At 34.4% G+C, this 24,038-nt stretch carries 17 protein-coding genes; 9 read left to right on the top strand and 8 right to left on the bottom strand.

What is annotated here, in order from left to right; genetic code table 11:
• Window positions 1-125: 125 nt before the first annotated feature.
• The 4 genes from FF52_RS19155 (at window position 126) to FF52_RS19140 (ending at window position 4,893) form a co-directional block, all read left to right on the top strand.
• Entirely contained in the window at window positions 126-1,901 is a 1,776-nt protein-coding gene (locus tag FF52_RS19155; RefSeq protein ID WP_035691986.1) for a T9SS type A sorting domain-containing protein, read from the top strand.
• A 136-nt stretch (window positions 1,902-2,037) separates the two neighbouring features.
• Entirely contained in the window at window positions 2,038-3,351 is a 1,314-nt protein-coding gene (rimO, locus tag FF52_RS19150; protein WP_008468151.1) for a 30S ribosomal protein S12 methylthiotransferase RimO, read from the top strand.
• A 41-nt stretch (window positions 3,352-3,392) separates the two neighbouring features.
• Window positions 3,393-3,959, top strand: coding sequence for a hypothetical protein (locus tag FF52_RS19145; protein ID WP_008468149.1), 567 nt, complete (start codon window positions 3,393-3,395; stop codon window positions 3,957-3,959).
• A gap of 28 nt (window positions 3,960-3,987) precedes the next feature.
• Window positions 3,988-4,893, top strand: coding sequence for an N-acetylmuramoyl-L-alanine amidase (locus FF52_RS19140; protein ID WP_008468146.1), 906 nt, complete (start codon window positions 3,988-3,990; stop codon window positions 4,891-4,893).
• Between the two features lie 351 nt (window positions 4,894-5,244).
• Here FF52_RS19140 and FF52_RS19135 read toward each other — a convergent pair whose 3' ends face one another.
• The 7 genes from FF52_RS19135 to FF52_RS19105 all read right to left on the bottom strand — a co-directional run bounded on the left by FF52_RS19135 (window position 5,245) and on the right by FF52_RS19105 (window position 16,285).
• Window positions 5,245-6,336 (bottom strand): outer membrane beta-barrel protein, encoded by a 1,092-nt coding sequence (locus FF52_RS19135; protein WP_008468144.1) that lies wholly within the window; start codon window positions 6,334-6,336, stop codon window positions 5,245-5,247.
• Window positions 6,337-6,932: 596 nt separating this feature from the next.
• The gene (locus tag FF52_RS19130) at window positions 6,933-7,898 is read right to left on the bottom strand and encodes a glycoside hydrolase family 5 protein (RefSeq protein ID WP_008468143.1); all 966 of its coding nucleotides are present in this window, start codon (window positions 7,896-7,898) and stop codon (window positions 6,933-6,935) included.
• Between the two features lie 11 nt (window positions 7,899-7,909).
• Entirely contained in the window at window positions 7,910-9,142 is a 1,233-nt protein-coding gene (locus tag FF52_RS19125; RefSeq protein WP_008468139.1) for a glycoside hydrolase family 27 protein, read from the bottom strand.
• An 89-nt stretch (window positions 9,143-9,231) separates the two neighbouring features.
• On the bottom strand, window positions 9,232-10,269 hold the full coding sequence (locus FF52_RS19120; protein WP_008468137.1) for an IPT/TIG domain-containing protein: 1,038 nt from the start codon (window positions 10,267-10,269) through the stop codon (window positions 9,232-9,234).
• A gap of 20 nt (window positions 10,270-10,289) precedes the next feature.
• Entirely contained in the window at window positions 10,290-11,888 is a 1,599-nt protein-coding gene (locus FF52_RS19115) for a RagB/SusD family nutrient uptake outer membrane protein (RefSeq protein ID WP_008468134.1), read from the bottom strand.
• A gap of 11 nt (window positions 11,889-11,899) precedes the next feature.
• The gene (locus FF52_RS19110; RefSeq protein WP_052017607.1) at window positions 11,900-15,091 is read right to left on the bottom strand and encodes a SusC/RagA family TonB-linked outer membrane protein; all 3,192 of its coding nucleotides are present in this window, start codon (window positions 15,089-15,091) and stop codon (window positions 11,900-11,902) included.
• A gap of 315 nt (window positions 15,092-15,406) precedes the next feature.
• Entirely contained in the window at window positions 15,407-16,285 is an 879-nt protein-coding gene (locus tag FF52_RS19105) for an AraC family transcriptional regulator (RefSeq protein ID WP_008468130.1), read from the bottom strand.
• Window positions 16,286-16,588: 303 nt separating this feature from the next.
• On the opposite strand from FF52_RS19105, the gene FF52_RS19100 reads away from it, so the two are divergent.
• The 5 genes from FF52_RS19100 to FF52_RS19080 all read left to right on the top strand — a co-directional run bounded on the left by FF52_RS19100 (window position 16,589) and on the right by FF52_RS19080 (window position 22,990).
• Window positions 16,589-17,725, top strand: a complete 1,137-nt coding sequence (locus FF52_RS19100; RefSeq protein ID WP_035691983.1) for a glycoside hydrolase family 26 protein — start codon at window positions 16,589-16,591, stop codon at window positions 17,723-17,725.
• 37 nt (window positions 17,726-17,762) lie between these two features.
• Window positions 17,763-19,154: an MFS transporter gene (locus FF52_RS19095; RefSeq protein WP_008468128.1), complete on the top strand. Its 1,392-nt coding sequence runs from the start codon at window positions 17,763-17,765 to the stop codon at window positions 19,152-19,154.
• Window positions 19,155-19,180: 26 nt separating this feature from the next.
• Window positions 19,181-20,371, top strand: a complete 1,191-nt coding sequence (locus FF52_RS19090; protein ID WP_008468127.1) for a glycosidase — start codon at window positions 19,181-19,183, stop codon at window positions 20,369-20,371.
• Between the two features lie 6 nt (window positions 20,372-20,377).
• Complete coding sequence (locus FF52_RS19085; RefSeq protein ID WP_008468126.1) at window positions 20,378-21,568, top strand: AGE family epimerase/isomerase; 1,191 nt, start codon at window positions 20,378-20,380, stop codon at window positions 21,566-21,568.
• Window positions 21,569-21,700: 132 nt separating this feature from the next.
• Complete coding sequence (locus FF52_RS19080) at window positions 21,701-22,990, top strand: glycoside hydrolase 5 family protein (RefSeq protein WP_008468125.1); 1,290 nt, start codon at window positions 21,701-21,703, stop codon at window positions 22,988-22,990.
• A 51-nt stretch (window positions 22,991-23,041) separates the two neighbouring features.
• On the opposite strand, the gene mgrA is transcribed toward FF52_RS19080, so the two are convergent.
• Window positions 23,042-23,995, bottom strand: coding sequence for an L-glyceraldehyde 3-phosphate reductase (gene mgrA / locus FF52_RS19075; RefSeq protein WP_008468124.1), 954 nt, complete (start codon window positions 23,993-23,995; stop codon window positions 23,042-23,044).
• Window positions 23,996-24,038 lie beyond the last annotated feature (43 nt).

The raw sequence follows: 24,038 nt of genomic DNA, 5'->3' as shown, positions 1-24,038 counted from the left end.
AAATAGATGATTAAAATTTCCGTTTGGCAATCCAAACGGATTTTTTTTTAAGTTATAACCTACAAATATTTTTTTGTTTTGTAATATTAAACACATATATTAGCAGCTAATCTAATTACACTATTATGAAACAAGTACTTCAAAATCTGTTAATTATCTTACTATTATTAGTCAATTTCAACCTGTACTCACAAGTTACAATCACAACAAACAATCTAAAAGTAGATAACATACCTATGAGTAATAATACTATTTCATTCAATTCTAATGAAAGCGTTCATATTTCATTAAATATCCATTTACAGACTTCAAATGCTTCCATAAATAATATTTTTGGAAATTTATTTTTATACTACAAAAAAAACGAAAGTGATTCTCCTACTCAAATTGGATATCAATCGATAACCTTCTATCTTAACACATACTACATAAACGACACACCTTTTGATGTAACTCTTTTTAAAAGTAGTTTCTTTGAAAATGGCGGTATATTATATGCCGAATACAAAAGCAACGAGAACAAGACGTATGAATCTAATAAAATATCTATAACAGGAGGTTCACTCCCTTCTCCTGCACCAATAGTTACACCAATAAACGAGACTATCTCAACGCAAAACCTAAGATATAGCGACAACTTCCCAATTGTAAATTCCAAGATATTTTTAACCCCAGACACACCTACATTTATTGACATAGAAGTTCAGTCAAAAAATGAAGGTGATTACACAAGTATTGGTATATCATTAGATGAAATGATTGGAAACAGCATTAACAAAACGATTCCTTTAAAAAGTATTTGGATAGCTCCTGATAATAATTTTCATCTCCTTAAAGATATACAAATTAACCCGTCTGCATTAAATTTCAATCAATACACTTATATTTTAAAAGTAAAGACACAACATTATAGAATAACATCAAACGCGCAGATAATTTCATCCAAATATGACTATGTCTACAAAGATAATAACAGAATAAGCGTTTTATTATCTAAACCAATTGAAAACAACATAATTAAAGAAAACCAAACCTTAGCCTCTGGTCAAGTATCATCTCCTTTTACTTCTCTACCTCCGAAAGTGGATTACACAATTAACTGTGATCGAAGAGGCTGTACTCCTATTTATGATATTAGATATATTGATAATTTCCAATGGCAAACTCGTACACAAAACACTAATTGGACAGATATTCCTCAGGCAATTCAAAAAGACTACTCTCCAAATAAAACATTTGCAGAAAACACATATTACCGAAGAATTGCATTTTATATAGATGGTCAATACAATATTAGTAATACACTTTCAATAATAATAAACAATGAGACTTTTCAAAATACTATTTGTTGCAACCAACAATTACCCTTATCAACTAGTCAACCAGAAGAAATAAGTGGAAACGCACCAAATCTAAGCAATTTTACATATCAATGGCAAATCTGTGCATATCCTTTAGCGACATCTCGTCAATGGGAAGATTTACCAAATGCTACCGCCCAAAATTACAAACACATATTTACCACTCTTCCTGGAAGAGATTCCCAAAGCACCCTTTTTAGAAGACTGATAAAAAAAGATTTATTAGCAATTAGTATTAGTAATGAAATTGACATCACGAGAGCACCTCGAGTACAAGGAGTCTTGAACACTTCAAACACATCACAACTTGACAACGATATTGTCACATATCCTAATCCTTTTATTGATAATTTTTCTATTGACGGTTCAATAAACATTGATCAAGTTAAACTATATGATTCTTATGGACAGCCAATAAATATTAAAAAAATCCAATCTTCTAAAAACAAAATTGAAGTTAATACTACAAACTTAAAAGCTGGCGCATATATTTTAAAGGTTGATGATACAAATTTTTCAAAGACACTTCTCAAAAATTAAATAAAAATAAACGCCAGATATAAATCTGGCGTTTATTTTTTAATTGAGCAACTTCATAAAAAACAGCTAAAACAAACTGCAAACTAGCGTAGTTTGAATAAAAAAAGTGTAATTTTGCACTCCAATTTATAAAAGTATGAGAACCAAGTCTTTAAAAAAGAACAAAATTAACGTAATCACTCTTGGGTGTTCAAAAAATGTTTATGATAGTGAAGTCCTAATGGGACAGCTTCGCGCGAATGGAAAAGAAGTTGAACATGAAGCTCCTGCAGAAAAAGAAGGAAACATTATTGTAATCAATACTTGCGGATTTATTGATAATGCTAAAGCAGAATCGGTAAATATGATTTTGGAATATGCAGATAAAAAAGATAAAGGACTTGTTGACAAAGTTTTTGTAACAGGATGTTTGTCTGAACGTTACAGACCAGATTTAGAAAAAGAAATTCCGAACGTTGACCAATATTTTGGAACTACAGAATTACCTCAACTATTAAAAGCGCTTGGAGCCGACTATAAACACGAATTACTTGGAGAGCGTTTAACTACAACTCCGAAAAATTACGCTTATTTGAAAATCGCAGAAGGTTGTGATAGACCATGCAGTTTTTGCGCAATACCATTGATGAGAGGTTCTCATATTTCTCAGCCAATTGAAAAATTGGTTAAAGAAGCTGAAGGTTTAGCCAAAAATGGAGTTAAAGAATTAATCTTAATTGCTCAAGACTTGACTTATTACGGACTTGATCTTTATAAAAAAAGAAATCTTGCTGAATTACTTGAGGCATTGGTAAAAGTAGAAGGAATTGAATGGATTCGTTTACACTATGCTTTCCCTACTGGTTTCCCTATGGATGTTTTAGAAGTAATGAAACGCGAACCAAAAATCTGTAATTATATTGATATTCCGTTGCAGCACATTTCAGATTCAATTTTGAAATCAATGCGCCGTGGTACAACTCAAGCCAAAACAACTCAGTTATTAAAAGATTTCCGCGCTGCGGTTCCAGGAATGGCAATTAGAACTACTCTTATTGTTGGTTACCCTGGCGAAACTCAGGAAGATTTTGAAATTTTGAAAGATTTTGTTCAAGAGATGAAATTTGACAGAATGGGATGTTTTGCTTATTCTCATGAAGAAAATACTCATGCTTACTTATTAGAAGATGATGTTCCAGATGATGTAAAACAAGCTAGAGCAAACGAAATTATGGAACTGCAATCTCAAATTTCTTGGGATTTGAATCAAGAGAAAGTTGGCAAAGTATTTAGATGCATCATTGACAGAAAAGAAGGTGCTCATTTTGTGGGTCGTACTGAATTTGACAGTCCAGATGTTGACAATGAAGTTCTTATTGATGCTTCTAAGCATTACGTAAAAACTGGCGAATTTGTTAATATCAAGATAATTGAAGCAACAGAATTTGATTTATACGGAGAACCTGCTTAAATTTACACTGCGCTATTGCAAATTTTAGACAAAATACTTTTATGAAACCTACTCTTAATCTAATCGTTTTCGTTTTTACTTTATTCTGTTTCAACACTATATCTGCTCAATATGGCGGGTATAATAATGGTTACGGTTATGGCAACGGCTATGGCGGTTACGGAAGAGGTGGCGGAATGGGTATGGACAGAAGCATGATGGCTGGTCCGTCTCAAGGCACGCAAAGCAAACCAAAAGAAACACCACCTGAAGAAATTGCTGCGATTATTATCGAACAAATGAAACCGCAAGTAAATCTAGATGAGCTTCAGGCAATTGCAATTTCAAATGTTTTAGCTGAAAGCATTAGAGAGCAAGGTATTTTGCTGAAAAACGAAAGCAGCAGCCAAGATCAGAAAATTGAGCAAATTAAGGCTTTAAAAGAAAGTACTGATAAAAAAATCAGCGCTTTTTTAAATCCTGATCAAATTGAAAAATATAAGACTTTCATGGATACTTTTAAAGACATGAAAAAGTCAAAATCTAAAAAGAAAAAAGATAAAGGTTCTAAAGAAGACTCAAAAGAAGCAAAAGAAGCAAAAGACACAGATACGAAAATATCAGAATAATCGTTTTTAACCTATAAAACAACGTATTATGACAAAAAAACATTTTTGTTATCTGATTTTAGCTGTTATTGTTAGTGCTTGTTCTACAAATCCGTACAAGAATACTGAAAAAGCTTACGATCAGCAGCTGAAAAATTTAGAAAACCAGATTACAAGCAAAGAAGCCAAACCAATTCCAGCAGTCTCGCCTGTTGTGATTGACACTTCGTATGCACAGCAGCTTAGAATTATAAAAGATACATTATCAAAAACAAACTCAACTTATTTACAAAACGGAATTAACACCGAGTGGATTGGTACAGTAAATTTCAATTTAAGAAAGCCAAGTTTTGTTATTATCCACCATACTGCCCAAGATTCTCTTCAGCAAACAATTAATACGTTTACAAAAACCAAGACTCAAGTAAGCGCACACTATATCATTTCTGAAAACGGAAAAGTAGTGCAAATGCTGAATGATTATTTAAGAGCTTGGCATGCTGGAAATTCTACTTGGGGAAAAACGACAGATTTAAACTCTTGCTCTATCGGTATTGAGTTAGACAATAACGGTTTCAAACCGTTTACCGAAGCTCAAATCAGTAGTTTGGTGGCTTTATTAACCAAGCTAAAAAAGGACTACAATATTCCGACACAAAACTTTTTAGGCCATGCCGATATTGCGCCTGGAAGAAAACAAGATCCAAGTGCTTTATTTCCTTGGAAGACCTTAGCTGAAAAAGGATTCGGAATCTGGCCAGACGAAGTCTTAGAACCAGCTCCTTTTGATTTTAAAATTGAACCAGCATTAAGAATTATCGGTTACAACACTAAAAATCTAACCGCAGCGATTCAGGCATTTAAACTGCATTATATTCAAACTGATGCAACTTCAGTTTTAGACAGAAAAACAATCGATACGATTTATTCGATTTATAAAAAACAGGTTCAATAAAACCTCAACAATTAAATAAAAAAAGCGTTTCTGTAAAAAATACAGAAACGCTTTTTTTATTGTTTATTATAGAAGATTTCTTGTTTTCGACTACCAATCAACCGTTCCTACGGAACGTGTAACCCTGCAGCAATCAATTCAATTCTACCGACAAGCATTCCTACGGAATGATTATTGCCTGTTCAACTTCAACTGGAAACTTCGAACTTCGAACTTCGAACTTGAAACCTGAAACCTGAAACCTGAAACCTGAAACCTGAAACTTGAAACTTGAAACAAATAAAAAAGCTGCCAAAACATTAGAATGTTTCGACAGCTCCAAAAAAAAAAAAAAAATATCAATCTTTATCTCTAGAAAGAGTATGTTGTTGCAATTAGAGCAAAGAAGCTTCCACCAGTTGGCAATGTATCTTTATCTAAAAATATGTCTTCAGACGCTGCATCGTATCTTAGCTCAGGAATTATAGTTAGTTTTCCAACTTTGTAGTTTAAAGAAACTGTGTTAGCAAATACACTTGATCCTGCCAAAGTCCCTAAACTTGGAGCTGCATCTTTAGCATCAAAATATTCCATTCTGTACGCTAAAAGCAAGGCCGGATTGAAAGAATAAGTAGCATATCCTACTAATGAAAACCAATCTCCATCTAAATTACTATCAAAATCATTTGTCGTTTTAGCATAAGTTGCATTTAATCCAAGTGAAAAACTATCTGAAATTGCTTTAGAAGCTGTTAAATCAAACTGCGTTTTATTTTCGTCAGAAACCGGAATTGTACTTCCTGGTATTGGGTTAGTGCTTCCTGTTGTAAAATTCAAATACGCACTTCCTGTATCTCCTATATATCCTACTTGTCCTATGAACGTTTTTTGATAAGAGCCTACATCCATAGCTGATTTAAAGTCTGTTGGGTTGGTTAATCCTAACATGGCTGTAAATTTGCCAGAAGTATATTGTGCTTTTACCCCCGTATTGAAAAACGGTCCATAAGAAAACGCATAAGACATACTGTAGTTTTTATTATCTACCGCATCTAATACTTCATAACCGATATGGGTTCCGAAACTACCCGCTACTACTTTAAATTCATCGGTCAAATTGTACGTAAAGTATAGTTGTTTAATTAAAAATTTTGCACTTGCATCTTTATCTGGTGTTTCGTTATATGAAAATTCTGCTGCTCTTTTTCCGAAACCTAAGTCTACAAACACAGAAGCTTTTCCAAAAGTATGGCCCGCTTCGATCGATGCCATTCCTAATTCAAATGAATTCTGTGAGTTGGTAAAGCTCGTTAATCCATTCATTTGTTTTGAAAAATCATATTTATAGTACGCATCTGCAGAACCTCCCCATGTGGTTGCTGGCGGAGCTGCTGCTTCCTCTTCTTGGGCAAAGGCAAAAGAACTAGTTAACATCGCGGCTAAAATGTGAAATGCTTTTTTCATGTTTTAAATTGGTTTTTAGTTATTAATTGATTCTGGTTAGTTAATCTTTTATATATCTATTTAATAGTATAAGTCATTTCTAAAACCTTTCATGCGCCTTCAAATCATCATCATTTTCATTAGCGAATTTATTAACTTTTGCATGAGTAGAATAATTCAAAAGTGCTTTTTTGACGTTTTAGACGAAGAATTATGGATTACAAAAATTAAGTCGCCAATAATCGTGATTTGATATTTATAGATAATTGTTTTTGAAAATTCAATAACACATTTTAGACCAATTTCACTATTTTCATATGGGTAAAAGTAAAAATTACTACAAAAATTAGACTAAAAACATCATTTAAAACATTTAAAAATAAAAACACCCCATAAAAAACATGGGGTAAATTTAAAATTATAAAAAACAAAGAAATACAGAACCTATAGAAAAATCAAAACAAAGATATTTTTTATCAAGAATAAATTCCTACAAATTTAATCCTTCCAAAATGCTTCTCTACATAAGATTAGGGGGCGATTTTACTCTATAGAAAAACCAAAAAAAAGCCCGTTCGTTTAAATGAACAGGCTTTTATATAAATGGCTTAAATGATCTATTCTTCTTTATTATATTTTCTTAAATATTCACGGACTTTAATTCCTGAATCTTTCAAATCTTCATCTCTCCATTTTCCATCAGATTTAGCGGATTTTTTTAGAATAGAACAAGTTTCATCCTTATCTGATACTGACCAAGTAATCCAGCTTAGTTTTTTAGACTCCATCCAATCTATATATTCTTGCCAAGCTTTATAATTGAGAGGCCCATCTCCAGACGCTTCCATCCCAGCAGATTCAGAAATAAACACTGGTAAACCTCTCTTAATAGCCAAATCTGTTCTATCTCTCAATTCTTTGCCATGCGTTGCCGCATAAAAATGCATAGTATACATTATATTAGTATAACCTCTTATTGGATCTTCGGCTGGAAGATCGATATCCTGATCCCAATGTGGACAGCCGACAAGAATAATATTATTAGGATCGTTTTCACGAATTACTTGAATTATTTCTTCTGCATAATTTTTTACTTCCCACCAAGTTTCATAATCTGGTTCGTTAAATATCTCATATATAATATTAGGATACTTGGCATACTTTTTTGACATTTCTTCAAAAAACTGTTTAGCTTCTCTCAGATTTACATTATGGCTGTGCCAATCTATAATGACATAGATGTCAGATTTTATAGCTCCATTTACAACCGTTTCTATTTTCTCTTTAGAAAACTGTGGATCCTTTATATATGAGTAATCACCCAGTTCGATTCCCATGGCGGCACGAACTACATTACAATTAAAATCTTTTTTTAACCAGCTTACTGCTTTTTCATTATAAAATCTTGGCCACATGCTATGCCACCCAAAACTTAATCCACGAAGGACAATCGGATTGTTATCTTTATCTACTAGCTGAGTTCCGAAGACGCTTAACTGGCCGTGCTTTTTTACAAATTGCGCTTTTGAAACATTTACAAACAGCAAAAGCAAAAAGGTGGCATACCAAAACTTTGATTTCATAATGTATTGATTTAAGGAATTAGTTTTAAGGTAACAACATCATGTGGAGCGATTTCAGCATTGAAAGCTTTTTTTGTGTTTCCGATTTCTTTGTTTTTCCAAAGGTCTTTTATTTTAAAGATTGTTTTATTAAAATCTGCTTCATAACCAAAATCAGCATCTTTGATATTGTTTTTCTTCCAATCAAAATTAATTTTTTTTGAAGTTTCAGTTCTGTTTACAAAACTCATTGCCCAAGTGTTATCTGAAAGCGGCTTAACCCATACTTCTACCCCATCTAAAATAGCATATTTAAATCCTTGAATTCCAAGTTTATCTTGATTTACTGCCAAAAGCTCTTTATTGGTCAAAATTGACAAAGTCTCTTTTGACATTTTTCTGTAATCATTACCCGTAAATAAAGGAGACGAAAGCATGCACCACATTGCAAAATGCGTTTTATCTTCGGTATCATTCATTTCGTTTCCAACTTCCATCATATCAAAATCATTCCAATGATCGGGACCAGAATATTTACGGATATCTTTTCTCATATCGGCAATTTTCATGAATCCCCAAGACGACCAATTTTCTGGATGCTTGAATTCGCAGTCAAAGCATGGATAAATATCTCCTGATATTCTCCAAAGGTTTCCAACTGGTTTTCCCCATTCCCATGGCTGATTGTCTCCCCATTCGCAAAGGCTAAAAACAATTGGCCTGCCAGCAGTTTTTAATGCATTGCTCATTGTTGTATAAGCTTCTTTTGCTGTAATACCTTCTGTATTGCACCAATCGTATTTTAAAAAATCGATTCCGAGTTTTGCATAAAATCTAGCATCTTGATATTCATAGCCTCTTGTTCCTGGATAACCCGCACATGTTTTTGTTCCTGCACAATTATATAAACCGAATTTCAGACCTTTATTATGAACATAATCTATAAGCGCTTTCATTCCGCTTGGAAATTTTTCTGGATCCGGCACTAAATCACCGTTTGCATCACGCTCGTGCGTCATCCAGCCATCATCTAAGACAATATAATTATAACCTGCTGCAGCCAAACCAGAAGAAACCATAATATCGGCCGTTTCTTTTACTAATTTTTCATCAATATTGGTCGCAAAGGTATTCCACGAATTCCATCCCATTGGAGGCGTCATAGCCAATCCTTCAAATTTTCCAGCTTGCTGTTTATACGTGTTGCCTTGACTGAAACTTAAAACTGAAAAGCACAGAGAAAACAATAAAATTATTCTTTTCATAAATTAAATTTAAATGTGTTAAAAAAAGCATTCCCTAATTGAGTAGATTAGGGAATACTTGAAACAAAACTCAAACCAATACTAAGATTTTATTTTAAAACAAATCCCATGTCATCCATAAGAATGGTATTTCCTCCAAAACTTCCAGATTCCTGAAGCGTCAGCTGATCAAATGTTGTAGGATTTCCAATATCAGAAAACGGAATCTCAATTGTAGTCCATTTGTTCGTTAATGGCTTTTTAATTTGATAAGCCCATCCGCCAAAAACAAATATCACACTGGCATTTGCATTTGTAGAAACACTTTTTACTTTTACTCTAAAGGCTTTGTATTTAGAAACATCTCTTGAATTAAATTTCATATCAGCTCCATTCCATCCGCCAAAAACAAATTTAATCGCTGCTTGCCCCTGCACTACATCATCTTTAAAATTTGTATCAAAAGTATCACTTCCGCTCCACATCCAATGTCCGGCATCACCTTGAATAACATCATCATACAATGCTGATCCAACTGCTTCTTCAGATGTAGTAGTTCCTGAGATATTGGTAACACTTACATATTTATCTGCAGAATTTGCTGGCATTTTAAATTTAATCTCTGTTAATGATGAAGAAACTATCTCTGCCTCTGTCGCTCCAACCTTAACTATAGGATCAAGGAAATAATCTCCAAAAATGGTAACCACATCACCATCTGCTGCATTTATCGGGTTATAACTTCCAAACTTAGGCGTTGGAGGTGCTATAACAAAATCGTATAAAACTGTTCCTTGTTTTGTAACCAATTTCAATTTATTGCTTGCATCTGCATAAGGTGTTTTTTCATCAATTAAAACAAAAATTGCAGTATCGGTAACTAGTGTAGGGTTAAAATAGGTATCAAAATCATTAAAGTAGATTTTTGTTACACCTGAAAGTCCTTTTCCTTGAATAATATAATAATTTTTAGGATCTCCAACTGTAACAGAAACCAAATCACCTTCAACAGATTTTGCAACACTTGTAATGACTGGCGCTCCGGAACTTCCAGAAGAGTCATCATTGTCGCAAGATGAAAACACGCCCAGCACTATAAATGCCATTATAATGAAAGGCAAAACGTATTTTATTTTTATATTTTTCATATCAGTCTAATTTTTAGGGATTATTTAAAAGTATACGGAACTGGAGCCTGTAACAATTTAGGATTTTTAGCCACTTCGTTATCTGGATAGTCCATATAGAAGTCATTTGTTGCGTGATCTTCACTATAAACTGGTGTATAGTAACGCTCTCCATATCTGTCTCCTCTATTTTGTGCCGACATAATAGCGATTGCTTTCGCTTTGTCTATACGCCCCAGATCAAACCAATAATCTCCTTCAAAACATAATTCTTTTCTTCTTTCTAAAAATATATCATCAAAAGTAATTGAAGTTAAAGCGGCTAAACCTGCTCTCTTTCTTACTGCATTTATTGAACTTAAAGCTGATGCATCTGAAGTGCTTGCTCCTCCAGCTAAAACTGCTTCAGCATGAATTAACAACAATTCTGCATAACGCATTACATACGTATTATTATCCATCATTGCCCATGCATCTGCCTGACCTGTAACATTTCCGTTAACTACACCAATACAATATTTTTTAATTGCTCCTCCAGACGCCTGAGCAAGATCTTTACCTGATGGAACTGTAAATCCTATCCCTTGCGTAGTTTTAATATTTGGATAAGTGTCACCGCCAACCATTACAGTTTCATGTTTTCTTAAATCTCCAGCATCATATAAAGAAAACATAACTTCTTGGCTCGGGCCAAAAACTCCCGCATAAGATGCATTTGAAGTTGACAGTGTGCCATCTTGGAATCCGAATTGTGTATTACAGTTATTTGCAGATCCATAAGCTCCGTCTCCTTTCCATTGAAGAGCAAAAATCGATTCTTCGTTATTATTGTTTGCATATGTAAACAAATCACCAAAACTTTTTCCAGGAAGCTGATCTCCTCCTAAAAGTTTAAATTCACCGCTATTGATAACATCTTCTGCCATTGCTCTTGCTTTTGCATAGTCTTTTTGATACAAATACACTTTTGCCAGCATTGCTTTTGCCGAACCTTTAGAAACGTGTCCGTTATTTGCATAATTAGCCCCTCTGTTTTTTGCCACCAATAAATCAATTGCCTTTAAATAATCAGATGTAATTAATTTATAGATATCTTCAACGGGATTTGTATTTACATAAGGATTACTGGTATAGTCTAATGGATTTTCAATAATGGGCACTGGCCCCCAAAGTCTCACTAAATCAAAATAAGCAGTAGCTCTCATAAAATACGCTTCTCCAATAGTATTATTCAAAACATCTTGAGAAACACCTGGTCCTACTCTTGCCGCAAGAAAGTTAATAATCATATTGGACTGCTGTACGTTTGCCCATAAAGATGACCAACCATTTACTAATTCTGGATCGCTTCCGTTTAAAGAGAAAGTTCTTAATCCGCTCACGTCAGGAGAACCAGAATACATGTTTCCAGATCCTACTTCCAGCGCCCACCAGAATTTATTATACATTTGAAACCAAGTTCTGCTATACATCCCATTTGTTGCCGATGACACTTGCTCGTCTGTGCTGTAATACGAATCCAAACTTATTCCATCTTCAGAAGGCCTATCAGTAAAATCGTCCTGACAAGATCCAAAAGTCAAAAATGCCACTGCCATAAAAAGCAGGCTATATCTATTTAAAAAAGATTTCTTTTTCATTTTCTTTAATTTTAAAATTCTAGGTTAAGTCCAACTAAAAATGTTCTCGCTACGGGATATCTTCCGTTGTCAATTCCTGATAAAAGCACATTCTGATTAAATGAACCAATCTCCGGATCATAACCTGAATAATTTGTAAACGTATACAAGTTCTGTGCAGACCCGTACAATCTTAATCTTGAAATTTTATATTTTGAAATTACATCTTGCGGCAAAGAATACCCTAGTGTTATATTCTGAATTCTTAAGTACGATCCATCTTCAACATAACGATCTGAAATAAGAAGGTTATTATTTGAAGAATCTGCAATTGGCCTTGGGTTATTACTTGCTGTATTTGTTGGAGAATAATAATCCATTGCCTCCACTAATTGGTTATCATATAAAGAAGCATTTGTTGTACCAGCTCTTCTTGTCAAATTCATAACATCATTTCCGTATGAACCTTGAAGAAAAATAGAAAGATCTACGTTTTTATATTTGAAATTGTTTGTAAATCCGTAAGTGAATTTTGGATGCGGATTCCCAATAAATGTTTTATCATTTGCATCAATTTTTCCGTCTCCATTTACATCCACATATTTAACATCTCCTAAAGCTGTTTCTCCTGCTCCCGTTCCTACCGCCTGACCAAATTGAAGCGGTGCATTATCCAAAACTGTTTGATCCTTGAAAATTCCGTCTGTTTTATACCCGTAGAACAATCCAATTGGATTTCCAATTGTAGTATTGGTAACTACTACTGGCTGATATCCGTTAGTATTAACCTCTTGAGTTAACACAATTCCGTTAGCAATTTCGTCTAGATTATTTTTGTAATGAGAAACCACCAAAGATGCATCCCAATTAAAGTTTCCTGAAGATCTTAAATCGTATCCAACCGTAATATCATAACCTTTATTACTCATAGTTCCCAAATTCGAGTATGGAGCAGAAACTCCTCCGTATTGACCTCCACCACCTGTTAGATATAAAGGTAACGGCACTTGGAATAAGAAACCTTTAGATTTTTTGTCATAAACATCAAAACTTGCAGAAAGTTTATTATTCAGCAACGTAAAATCAATACCTAAGTTGGTCTGATTCAAAGATTCCCAAACTAAATCTGGATTCGGATAATTTGATGGCAAGAATCCGCTTCCTAATCCTGAATTCTGCGTTCCTAACATTGCAGAGTAACTGTTATTTGGAATCTGCTGATTTCCTGTTTCTCCATAACCCACTCTAAATTTAATATTGTCTATATATTTACGAGTTCCTTCCATAAAAGACTCGTTAGACAATTTCCATGAACCAGAAATAGCGTTAAAAACCCCTTTTTGGTTATCTGTAGTCGGGTCAAATTTCGAAGAAACGTCCTGTCTGATAGAAGCCGTAATACTATATTTATCATTAAAGTCATAAATAACACGAGCAAACAAAGACGAAAGTGAAGCACTTCCTTTATATTGTGTTATCGTATTATTGTCAACATCTGCTAAATTAATGGTGTGAATTGAATTTGTTTTAAAGCCTTGCGCAGATGCAATCAAACCTTCCCAATGAGAATCATTTGCTTCCTGACCTGCTAAAAGCGTTATTTTGTGCTTGCCAAAAGTTCTGTCGTAAGTCAGTAAATTTTTAATATTTGTAGAATACCAGTTTTGTCTTCTTACGTCCAAATCTGCCAATAAATTTACCTGGCTTCCCCATGCATACGATGGTCTGAAGTCATCATTCTCAGAAAACTCCGTATTTGCGGCAATTTCAATGCGATATTTCAATCCTTTGATGATATCTGCCTCAGCATAAACATTTCCTAAGAAATTTTTTCTAACCAATTTATTTTCCCTAGTTAACGCCTCAGCAACTGGATTATAATAGGTAACGCTTTGTTCAGAAGATGGCGGACCTGCAAATGAGCCATCAACATTTCTAACCGGAATATCAGGAGATTGCAATAATGTATTCGAAATTAATCCTGAATAACTTTGGTTTACCGTAATTCTTTCATTTGTAATACCTCCTGTTAGATTTCCACCAATTCTTAACCAAGATTTAATTTTTGAATCCAAATTCAATCTAACCGTATATCTCTTTAACCCCGAATTGATAATCGTTCCTTCATTATCCAAGTAACTTCCAGACAAATAATAGCTTGTTCCATCTTTCGCACCAGAAAATGAAAGCTGATGACTGTTAGAAATAGCCGTTCTATATACTTCATCCTGCCAATTTGTGCCAGCTCCTAACAATTCAGGATGAGAAAACTCCTGACGAGTCTGAAACCCCCATAATTTAGCCAAATTGGTTTTTAAAGTTGCGTATTCTGACAATGTCAAAACATCCAATTTATTGCTTATAGTTGCAAAAGAAGTGTAGTTCTCATACGATACTTTTCCGCCGCCTTTCTTACCCGATTTAGTTGTAATAATAATAACACCATTTGCACCGCGAGACCCATAAATTGCAGTAGCCGAAGCATCTTTCAAAATATCCATAGATTCAATATCATTTGGATTGATCATTGACAACGGACTCATAGCTGTATTACCACTTCCTCCAGAGGCAGAAAACCCGTCCTTACCTGCCAAGGTCTGCCCGCTCGTAGATTTACCTGTTGCATCTCCAGAAATTGGCACACCATCAATGACATACAAAGGCTCATTTGTTCCCGTAATAGAAGTCGTTCCTCGAACTCTCACTGAAGCTGCACCACCTGGCTGGCCAGAGTTATTTGTTACCGAAACTCCCGCGGCCTTACCTTGAAGCATCTGATCAATAGAAACTTGTTTTAAGTTTTCAATATCTTTAGATCGAACAGAAGAAATAGCTCCATTTACATCTTTCTTTTTCTGAGTTCCATATCCAATTACAACAACTTCTTTTAAGTCTTCTGAAGACGGTTTTAAAGAAATATTGATTTTAGTTTTGCCTGCAATGGCAATTTTTTGGGAATCAAAACCGATGAATGACACTACCAAAGTCCCATTTGAAGGGGCATCAATACTATATTTACCGTCAAAGTCTGAAGATGCGGTATTTTTAGATCCAACAACAGAAATGTTGGCTCCAGGAATTGTCATTCCCTTATCATCAGACACTACTCCTGTTATTTTAACCTGAGCAGTAATAAAATTACTAGTCAGCAGCAAGAATACAATCAAAGGAACCGCTCTGTGGTTAGCATTCCAATGAAGAAAGTGAGTCATTAGTTTTTTCATAATAATGTTTGGTTAGTTAAATTTGTTTATTGCATAATCTTAAAAGCAAATGCCAGGGTAATTTTTACTTTTAAATTATTTCAACAAATCTATAACAGCGAGAATTATCAAATCGATAATATTATATCATTTAATGATAATATTTTTACTATAGGCGATTAAAAAAACATATATAAAAATAAAATCGGTTAAAAATTAAATTATTCGCAATGACAATCCTCAAAAAGAACCTAAACAATGAATAAAAACTAATGAAATATCAAAAATCAAACGTTTTCGTTAAAAATAATATTTATTTGTGATAAAAAAGTATCACTATAAAATACGTTTCAGCCCCGAAAATTCTTCACGATATTGACTTGGCGTACAATTTTTTGTCGCTTTAAAACTGCGATTGAAGTTTGCAATGTTATTAAAGCCAGATTTAAAAGCAACCTCAGAAACACTCATGTCTTTTTCTACCAGCCAACGTGCTGCGTAACCAATTCGGATATCATTTATATAATTGACGAAAGTTTTTCCTGTACGTTTTTTAATAAATCTATTAAAAGAAATGATGGACATGCTGGCTACATTTGCTGCATCTTCTAAAGTAATTTTCTCAGCGAAATTTTTCTGCACGTATTCGTAAACCAATTTCATTTTATCATAATCATCAAACGTATCATAGTCTACAGTATATGTAGAAAGTAAACGCTGATTTCTGGAATTAGCCAGATCATATAACAAAGAAGTAATCTCTAAGAAATAATCCATACCATCCAATTTAGAAAGCTTCACAAGCCTTGGCGTTAATTCTTCGGCTGTTTTTTTCGAAAACAAAATGCCGTGAATAGATCGGTTAAACATATCCCTGATCGGATTCATAATACGTCTTGCAAGCAAAGATTCATGAAATAAATCATTATGAAATTGTATCGTTATCTCGTGTATTTTTTTATTGGTGCATTTATTCAATTCCCAACCGTGGTATAAATTCGGACCAATCAGAACCAATTCTACATTATCAATTTCTTCAATATTATCTCCTACAACCCTCTTTACTCCTTTCCCATTTAGAATAAAATTGATCTCAAATTCTGGATGATAATGCACCGGGAAATCAAAACTATCTTTTACGCGATCAAAAACCAAAAAGCTGTCACTAGCAGCAAGCGGCGCTATTTCTCTATAAAAATTTTTCGTAGTACTCATATTAAAAAGTATTTTTCAGAAAGGTGATTCTATTTTTTGATTGCAATAATATGATATATAATTGATAAAATAATATTAATCACAGTTTAATCATCCGTTTATCTTTGAAAAAATTAATTATCATATCTTTAAAAAGAATATTAATAATAAACATTAATCATTTTTAATCAAATAACTTTTTATAGTTTTAATAATGTTAAAGACAAATTGCTAAAGAATTTTAGAATAAAAAACTAACAGATTTTAAAATCATAAATATCATATCTTTAGCAGTTAGTGCCATTAACTATCAATAAATCGACAATGAAAAAACATTTTATCATGCTTCTAACGGCTGTTTTTGTAAGCACTTCATGCGAATCGCAAAAAAGCAACAGTAATACAATTTTGTCACTTTCAGATAAAAAAGCAACAGCTGAAACTCAATCACTTTATAAAAACTTAAATACATTATCTCAAAAAGGATTCTTATTTGGGCATCAAGACGATTTGGCTTATGGTGTAAAATGGAAATATGAAGACGGACGAAGCGATGTAAAAGATGTTGCAGGCGATTATCCAGCAGTTTATGGATGGGACATTGCAGGTTTAGAAAATGATAAACCTAATAATATTGACGGTGTTCCTTTCAATAAAATGAAACAATATATCATAGGGGCAAATGCACGTGGCGGAATTTCAACCATCAGCTGGCATTTTGACAATCCCGCAACAGGAAAAGATGCTTGGAATAATATTCCTAATTCTTTAAAAACCATTTTACCTGGAGCTCAAAATCATAAAAAATTCACTTCTTGGCTAGATAAAGCGGCAACTTTCTTTTTGTCATTAAAAGATAAAAACGGAAAAAACATCCCGATACTTTTTAGACCTTTTCACGAACTTACGGGCGGATGGTTTTGGTGGGGAAAAGGAAACTGCACTCCAGAAGAATTTAAAACCGCTTGGAAATTCACTTTCGATTATCTCCAGAAAAAAGGGGTTCACAACCTTATTTATGTATATAATACAAGCAGTTTCAGCAGTGAAGACGATTTCTTGGCCAATTATCCTGGAGATGATTATGCTGATATTTTAAGTTTTGACACTTATCAAAATAATGATGATTCGACTGGTGAGAAGTTTATCAGCGAAGTTCAAAAGCAATTTAAAATTTTAAACGAAATATGTCTTCAAAAAAGCAAACCAATGGCATTGGCTGAAGCTGGTTACGAAGCCATTCCAGATTCAAAATGGTGGACAGGCACTTTATTGAAAGCAATCGGAAACTATAAAATTTCTTATGTTTTAATGTGGAGAAACCATGGCTGGCAGGAAAAAGAACAAAAAATGCATTATTATGCTCCATTTTCTGGTCAAGTAAGCGAGAAAGATTTTGTTGATTTTTATAATCTAGATCAGACTATATTTGAGAAAGACATTCCGAAAAAATTAAAATAACTGCCCCAAAACAAATTACAACCTTAAAAAATAACCAATGCACGACAAAATTAGTTTAAAAGAAAAAATCGGTTACGGACTTGGAGACGCTGCTTCATCTATGTTCTGGAAAATTTTCAGCATGTATCTTCTCTTTTTCTACACCGACGTTTTCGGATTAGCGCCTGCCGTAGTGGGAACCATGTTTTTAATCACTAGAATCTGGGACTCTTGCTTTGACCCGATTGTTGGAATTCTAGCCGACAGAACCAAAAGCAAATGGGGAAAATTCAGACCTTATCTTCTTTGGGTTGCCATACCTTTTGCCGTAATTGGAGTTTTAACTTTCTATACTCCAGATTTTGACGAAAAAGGAAAAATCATCTATGCCTATGTGACGTATTCTTTAATGATGATGATTTATTCTTTAATCAATGTTCCGTACGCATCACTTTTGGGCGTAATGTCTTCTGATAGAAAAGAAAGAAATACGCTTTCATCTTATCGAATGGTTTTTGCTTTTGGAGGAAGTCTTTTGGCACTTTGGCTGATTGAACCTTTGGTAAACTACTTTGGTGGAAATCTAAATTCTAAAAGTGGCTGGCTGGCAACAATCGCAGTTTTCGGATTAATCACAACCATATTTTTCTGGGCTTGTTTTGCATTCACTAAAGAAAGAATAAAACCTATTGCAGACGAACAAAATAACCTAAAAGAAGATTTAAAAGATCTCCTAAAAAATAAACCATGGTGGATTTTACTCGGAGCAGGGATTGGAGCTTTGGTGTTTAATTCCATTCGCGACGGAGCTGCGGTTTATTATTTCAAATATTATGTCAGCAGTTCTATCAATTTTGATTTTTCACTTTTCGGAACCGATTTTCATATGACGCCAACCTCAATCTACTTGGTTTTAGGACAAGCTGCAAACATTATCGGAGTTATTATAGCTACGCCAATTGCGAATAAAATTGGGAAAAAGAAAACCTTTTTTGGAGCAATGGCTTTAGCTGCAATCTTAAGCCTTATTTTCTATTTATTCGGAAAAAAAGATATTTTCTTAGTCATGAGTTTCCAAGTTTTAATCAGTATTTGTGCAGGCTGTATTTTTCCGTTAATCTGGTCAATGTACGCTGATAGCGCCGATTATTCAGAATGGAAACAAGGACGCAGGGCTACAGGACTAGTATTCTCGGCTTCATCCATGTCACAAAAATTTGGTTGGACCATTGGCGGCGCTGGAGCGGGCTGGCTTTTAGGCTACTTTGGTTTTCAGGCCAATGTCGAGCAGACTGCGACAGCTCAAAACGGAATTCAATTAATGTTAAGCATACTGCCAGCAATTGCGGCCACAATCTCGGTAGCTTTTATAGCATTTTACCCTTTATCAGAAGAAAAATTACAGATTATAGAACAGGATTTAAACGAAAAGAGAGATCAAAATCAATAAAAAACCAAAGACAAAGCAATCAATTTATGACAACAATAACATCTTCAGTCCATTTTCAAGAAAGAAAATCGGCATTAGAAAAAGAACATAAAGTACTTATTGAACAAAAAAACGAACCACAGGAAATTGTTGGAAATGGCATTTATGACCGCTACAAAAATCCTGTTGTTACGGCTGCCCATATTCCGTTAAACTGGCGTTTTGATTTTAATGAAAAAACAAATCCGTTTTTACAAGAAAGAATTGGTATTAATGCTGCTTTTAACGCTGGAGCAATGAAATGGAATGGAAAATATCTTTTGGCTGTTCGTGTTGAAGGAATAGACAGAAAATCATTTTTTGCCATTGCTGAAAGTCCAAACGGGATAGACAATTTCAAATTTTGGGACAAACCTTGTGTGATTCCGCAAACAGAAGATCCAGATACAAATGTGTATGACATGCGTCTGATTAATCACGAAGATGGTTATGTATATGGCATTTTTTGTACCGAAAGAAAAGATCCAAATGCTCCAAAAGGCGATACAAGTTCGGCCGTTGCTAATGCAGGAATTGTTCGATCTAAAGATTTAGTAAACTGGGAAAGATTGCCAGATTTGATTTCAAATACTGGCCAGCAGCGAAATGTAGTGTTGCATCCGGAATTTGTAAACGGAAAATACGCTTTGTACACGCGTCCACAAGATGGTTTTATTGATGTTGGATCTGGAGGCGGAATCGGTTTAGGGTATGTTGAAGACATGAAAAACCCAGTTGTTAAAGACGAGAAAATCATTTTCGGAAAACAGTATCACACCATTTACGAGCTGAAAAACGGCTTAGGACCAGCGCCAATCAAAACTTCAAAAGGATGGCTGCATTTAGCGCACGGAGTTCGTAATACTGCTGCTGGATTGCGTTATACTTTGTATATGTTTATGACTGATTTGAATGATATTTCGAAAGTAACATACGTTCCGGCTGGACATTTTATGGGACCTGAAGGAATTGAAAGAGTGGGCGACGTTTCGAATGTTTTATTTTCTAACGGATGGATTGAAGATGAAGATGGAACTGTTTACGTTTATTACGCTTCATCGGATACGAGAATGCATGTGGCGGTTTCAACTGTAGACAAATTAGTAGATTATGTTGTAAATACACCTGCAGACACTTTTGTTTCTGCTGGTTCAGTACAAACTATCATCAATCAAATCGAAAAAAATAACGCAATCTAAAATACCGTGTCATTACAACTCAAGCTTTTAAAATCGGAATTAACGGCAGAACTGAATTCTATTCTTAACTATTGGTCAGAACATACTATTGATGACCAAAATGGCGGTTTTGTCGGGCAAATTGATTTTAATGATCAACTCATTCTCAATGCTGAAAAAGGTTCGGTATTAAACGCCCGAATTCTTTGGACGTTTTCTGCCAGTTACAAAACCACTAAAAACGAAAACCACAAAAAGCTGGCAGAAAGAGCATTTGAGTTTCTCGCAACTTACTTTTATGACACACAATTTGGAGGTCTTTTTTGGAGTATAAATGAGGATAAAACTCCAAAAGACACCAAAAACCAGATTTATGCTTTAGCTTTTGCGATTTACGGATTATCTGAATTTTACAGCATTACAAAAGAAGAAAAAGCTTTAGAAATAGCTAAAAATTTGTATTTAAAAATTCAGGAACACAGCTATGATCATGTAAACAAAGGCTATTTTGAAGCTTTTACCAGAGATTGGCAACCCATAGAAGATTTGCGTTTGAGCGCAAAGGATGCCAACGAAAAGAAAACCATGAATACGCATCTTCATATTATTGAGGCTTATGCGAATTTATACAAAGTTTGGAAAGACGAAAATTTGCTGGCAACGATTATCGAATTATTAGAAACTATCGAAAAATATTTTATCAATACCGAAACAGGACATTTACGTTTGTTTTTTGATGAAAACTGGAAAGAGAAGCCAGATGTCATTTCGTATGGACATGATATTGAAGCGGCTTGGCTTTTGCAGCAATGCGCCGAAATTTCAGGAAATGAAACCTTTATTGAAAACTATAAAAAACATGCCATTCAAATTGCAGAAGTAACCAAAGAAGGTTTAGATGCTGATGGCGGTTTATGGTATGAATTTGATGCTGAAAAAGATGAATTAATAGCAGAAAAGCATTGGTGGCCACAAGCTGAAGCTTTAATAGGTTTTTACAATGCGTATCAATTGACAGGAAAAGTAGAATATCTTGATATTGTTTACAAAAACTGGAAATTCATAAAAAAACACATCATAGACCCACAAAATGGAGAATGGTTTTGGGGAGTCTACGAAGATTATAGTGTAATGCAAAAAGACAAAGCTGGATTCTGGAAATGTCCATATCATAACAGTCGTGCATGTCTGGAGCTTATTCGTCGAATTGAAAATTAAAATTTCAAATAAAAATCAAAACGTCTTATAGAACGTAAAGCCCTAGCCCCGATAGAAGCGGCATCCTTTTATGGTGGGGTTCACCATAAAAGATAAAGCGGATAGCGGGATTAGCTCCTTAAAATATAAATTATGAAAAATAGATTTTTTAAAACACTTTCATTAGTCTTAATTTTTACTGCAATTGCTTGTCAGGCACAGGAAAAAATTACTATGAAAGGAAATCAGTTCTATAAAGGCGACAAACCTTACGCTTACATTGGAACCAATTATTGGTACGGAAGTATGCTGGCTTCTAAAAAAATAGGCGATCGTAAAAGACTGTTGCGCGAATTGGATTTAATGAAGAAAAACGGAATCGATAATTTGCGCATTTTGGTTGGAGCAGATGGTGGGAAATACGATTTCACGGTTCGTCCTGCGTTGCAATACAAACAGGGAAAATACGACGAAGATTTATTGGACGGACTGGATTTCCTGATTAGCGAAATGAGCAAACGAAATATGTATGCCGTTTTATATTTGACCAACAACTGGGAATGGTCGGGCGGAATGTCGCAATATTTGGAATGGAATGGCAAAGGTCCGGTTCCAGTTCCTAATATTCCGCCGAATACTTGGCCGCAGTTCATGTCGTATACAGAACAATTTCACAGTTGTGAACCTTGTATGGAAGCTTTAAACAGTCATGTGAAGTTTATTATTGGCAGAACAAATGCGTATTCTAAAAAGAAATACAATGAAGACAACACGATTATGTCGTGGCAGGTTGGAAACGAACCAAGACTTTTTACGGTAGAAAATGAAGTAAAATTCACGAAATGGCTAAATTCTATTGTGGATTTGATTGACAGTTTAGACAAAAACCATTTGGTTTCTACAGGTTCTGAAGGAAAAAACAGTTCAAACGACAGCATGGAAATCTTCGAAAGAACGCATCAAAATCCGAATATTGATTATTTGACCATGCATATTTGGCCTAAAAACTGGAATTGGTTTAAAGCTGATAATGCCGAAGCAACATTTCCGAAAACCATTGAAAACGCTGGAAAATATATTGACGATCACATCAAAGTGGCCAACAACTTAAACCGTCCAATAATAATTGAAGAATTTGGTCTTCCGAGAGAAAATGAAAATCTGAATGCTGGAGCTCCTTCTGTTTACAGAGATAAATTCTACAGTTATATTTTCGGAAGAGTTGCCGAAAGCGTTAAAAATAACGGTCCGTTAAGAGCTGCCAATTTCTGGGGTTACGGCGGCGAAGGAAAAGCAATTCATCCAGATGGAAAATGGAATCCGGGAGAACCGTTCACAACAGATCCACCACAAGAACCGCAAGGTTTAAATTCGGTTTTTAATGGGGATAAATCAACATTAGAAATTGTAAAAGATTATAATTTGAAGTTAAAAAATAAATGATGATTAGGGGCAACCTAACAGGTTTTAAAAACCTGTTAGGTTTAATTATTATTATAAAATACTCTCAATCGCATTCAATTCATCATGCGAAAATTCAGTATTCTGTAAACAATCAATATTGTTACACAATTGTTTTACAGAACTAGCGCCAATTAAAACTGATGTAATTCGTTTATCTTTCTGAAGCCAAGCCAAAGCCATTTGCGCCAAAGACTGATTTCTGTTCTGAGCAATTTCATTCAGCTGAATTAATTTCTGAATTCTTTCCTGCGTCACCTCATCTTCTCTTAAATGCCCGTTTGGATTATGCGCTCTTGAATTTTCTGGAATTCCGTTTAAATATTTATCAGTCAAAAGTCCTTGTGCTAAAGGCGAAAATGCAATACAGCCGACTCCCTTTTCTTCGAGAACATCCAACAAACCATTTTCAACCCAACGCTCCAACATCGAATATTTAGCTTGGTGAATCAAACATGGAGTTCCCAATTGTTTTAAAACATCAACCGCAACTCTGGTTTGCTCAGCAGAATAATTGCTGATTCCAACATACAACGCTTTTCCGCTTCTAACTGCGTGGTCTAAAGCCATCATGGTTTCTTCAATTGGCGTTTCAGGATCTGGACGATGTGAGTAAAAAATATCAACATAATCAATACTCATTCGTTTCAAACTTTGGTCTAAACTTGAAAGCAGATATTTACGAGAACCCCAATCTCCATAAGGACCTTTCCACATGGTATAACCTGCTTTAGTAGAAATTACGATTTCGTCACGAAGATTCCCTTGAAAATTATGCCATAATATTTTTCCGAAATTCTCTTCAGCCGAACCCGGAACTGGCCCATAATTATTCGCCAAATCGAAGTGTGTAATTCCTTTATCAAAAGCTTCAATAGCAATGCTTTCGGCATTTTCAAAATTATCAACCGAACCGAAATTGTGCCATAATCCTAAAGAAATTTCAGGAAGCAGCAAGCCGCTTTTTCCACATCTGTTATATTTCATTGTTTTAATTTAAAAGTTGGAAGTTTTAATAGATTTTAAAGGT

The sequence above is a fragment of the Flavobacterium sp. F52 genome, from assembly GCF_000278705.1.
Classification (GTDB): domain Bacteria; phylum Bacteroidota; class Bacteroidia; order Flavobacteriales; family Flavobacteriaceae; genus Flavobacterium; species Flavobacterium anhuiense.
Note: the sequence above shows the minus strand (reverse complement) of the source record. Positions and strands in the feature narration are given on the sequence as shown.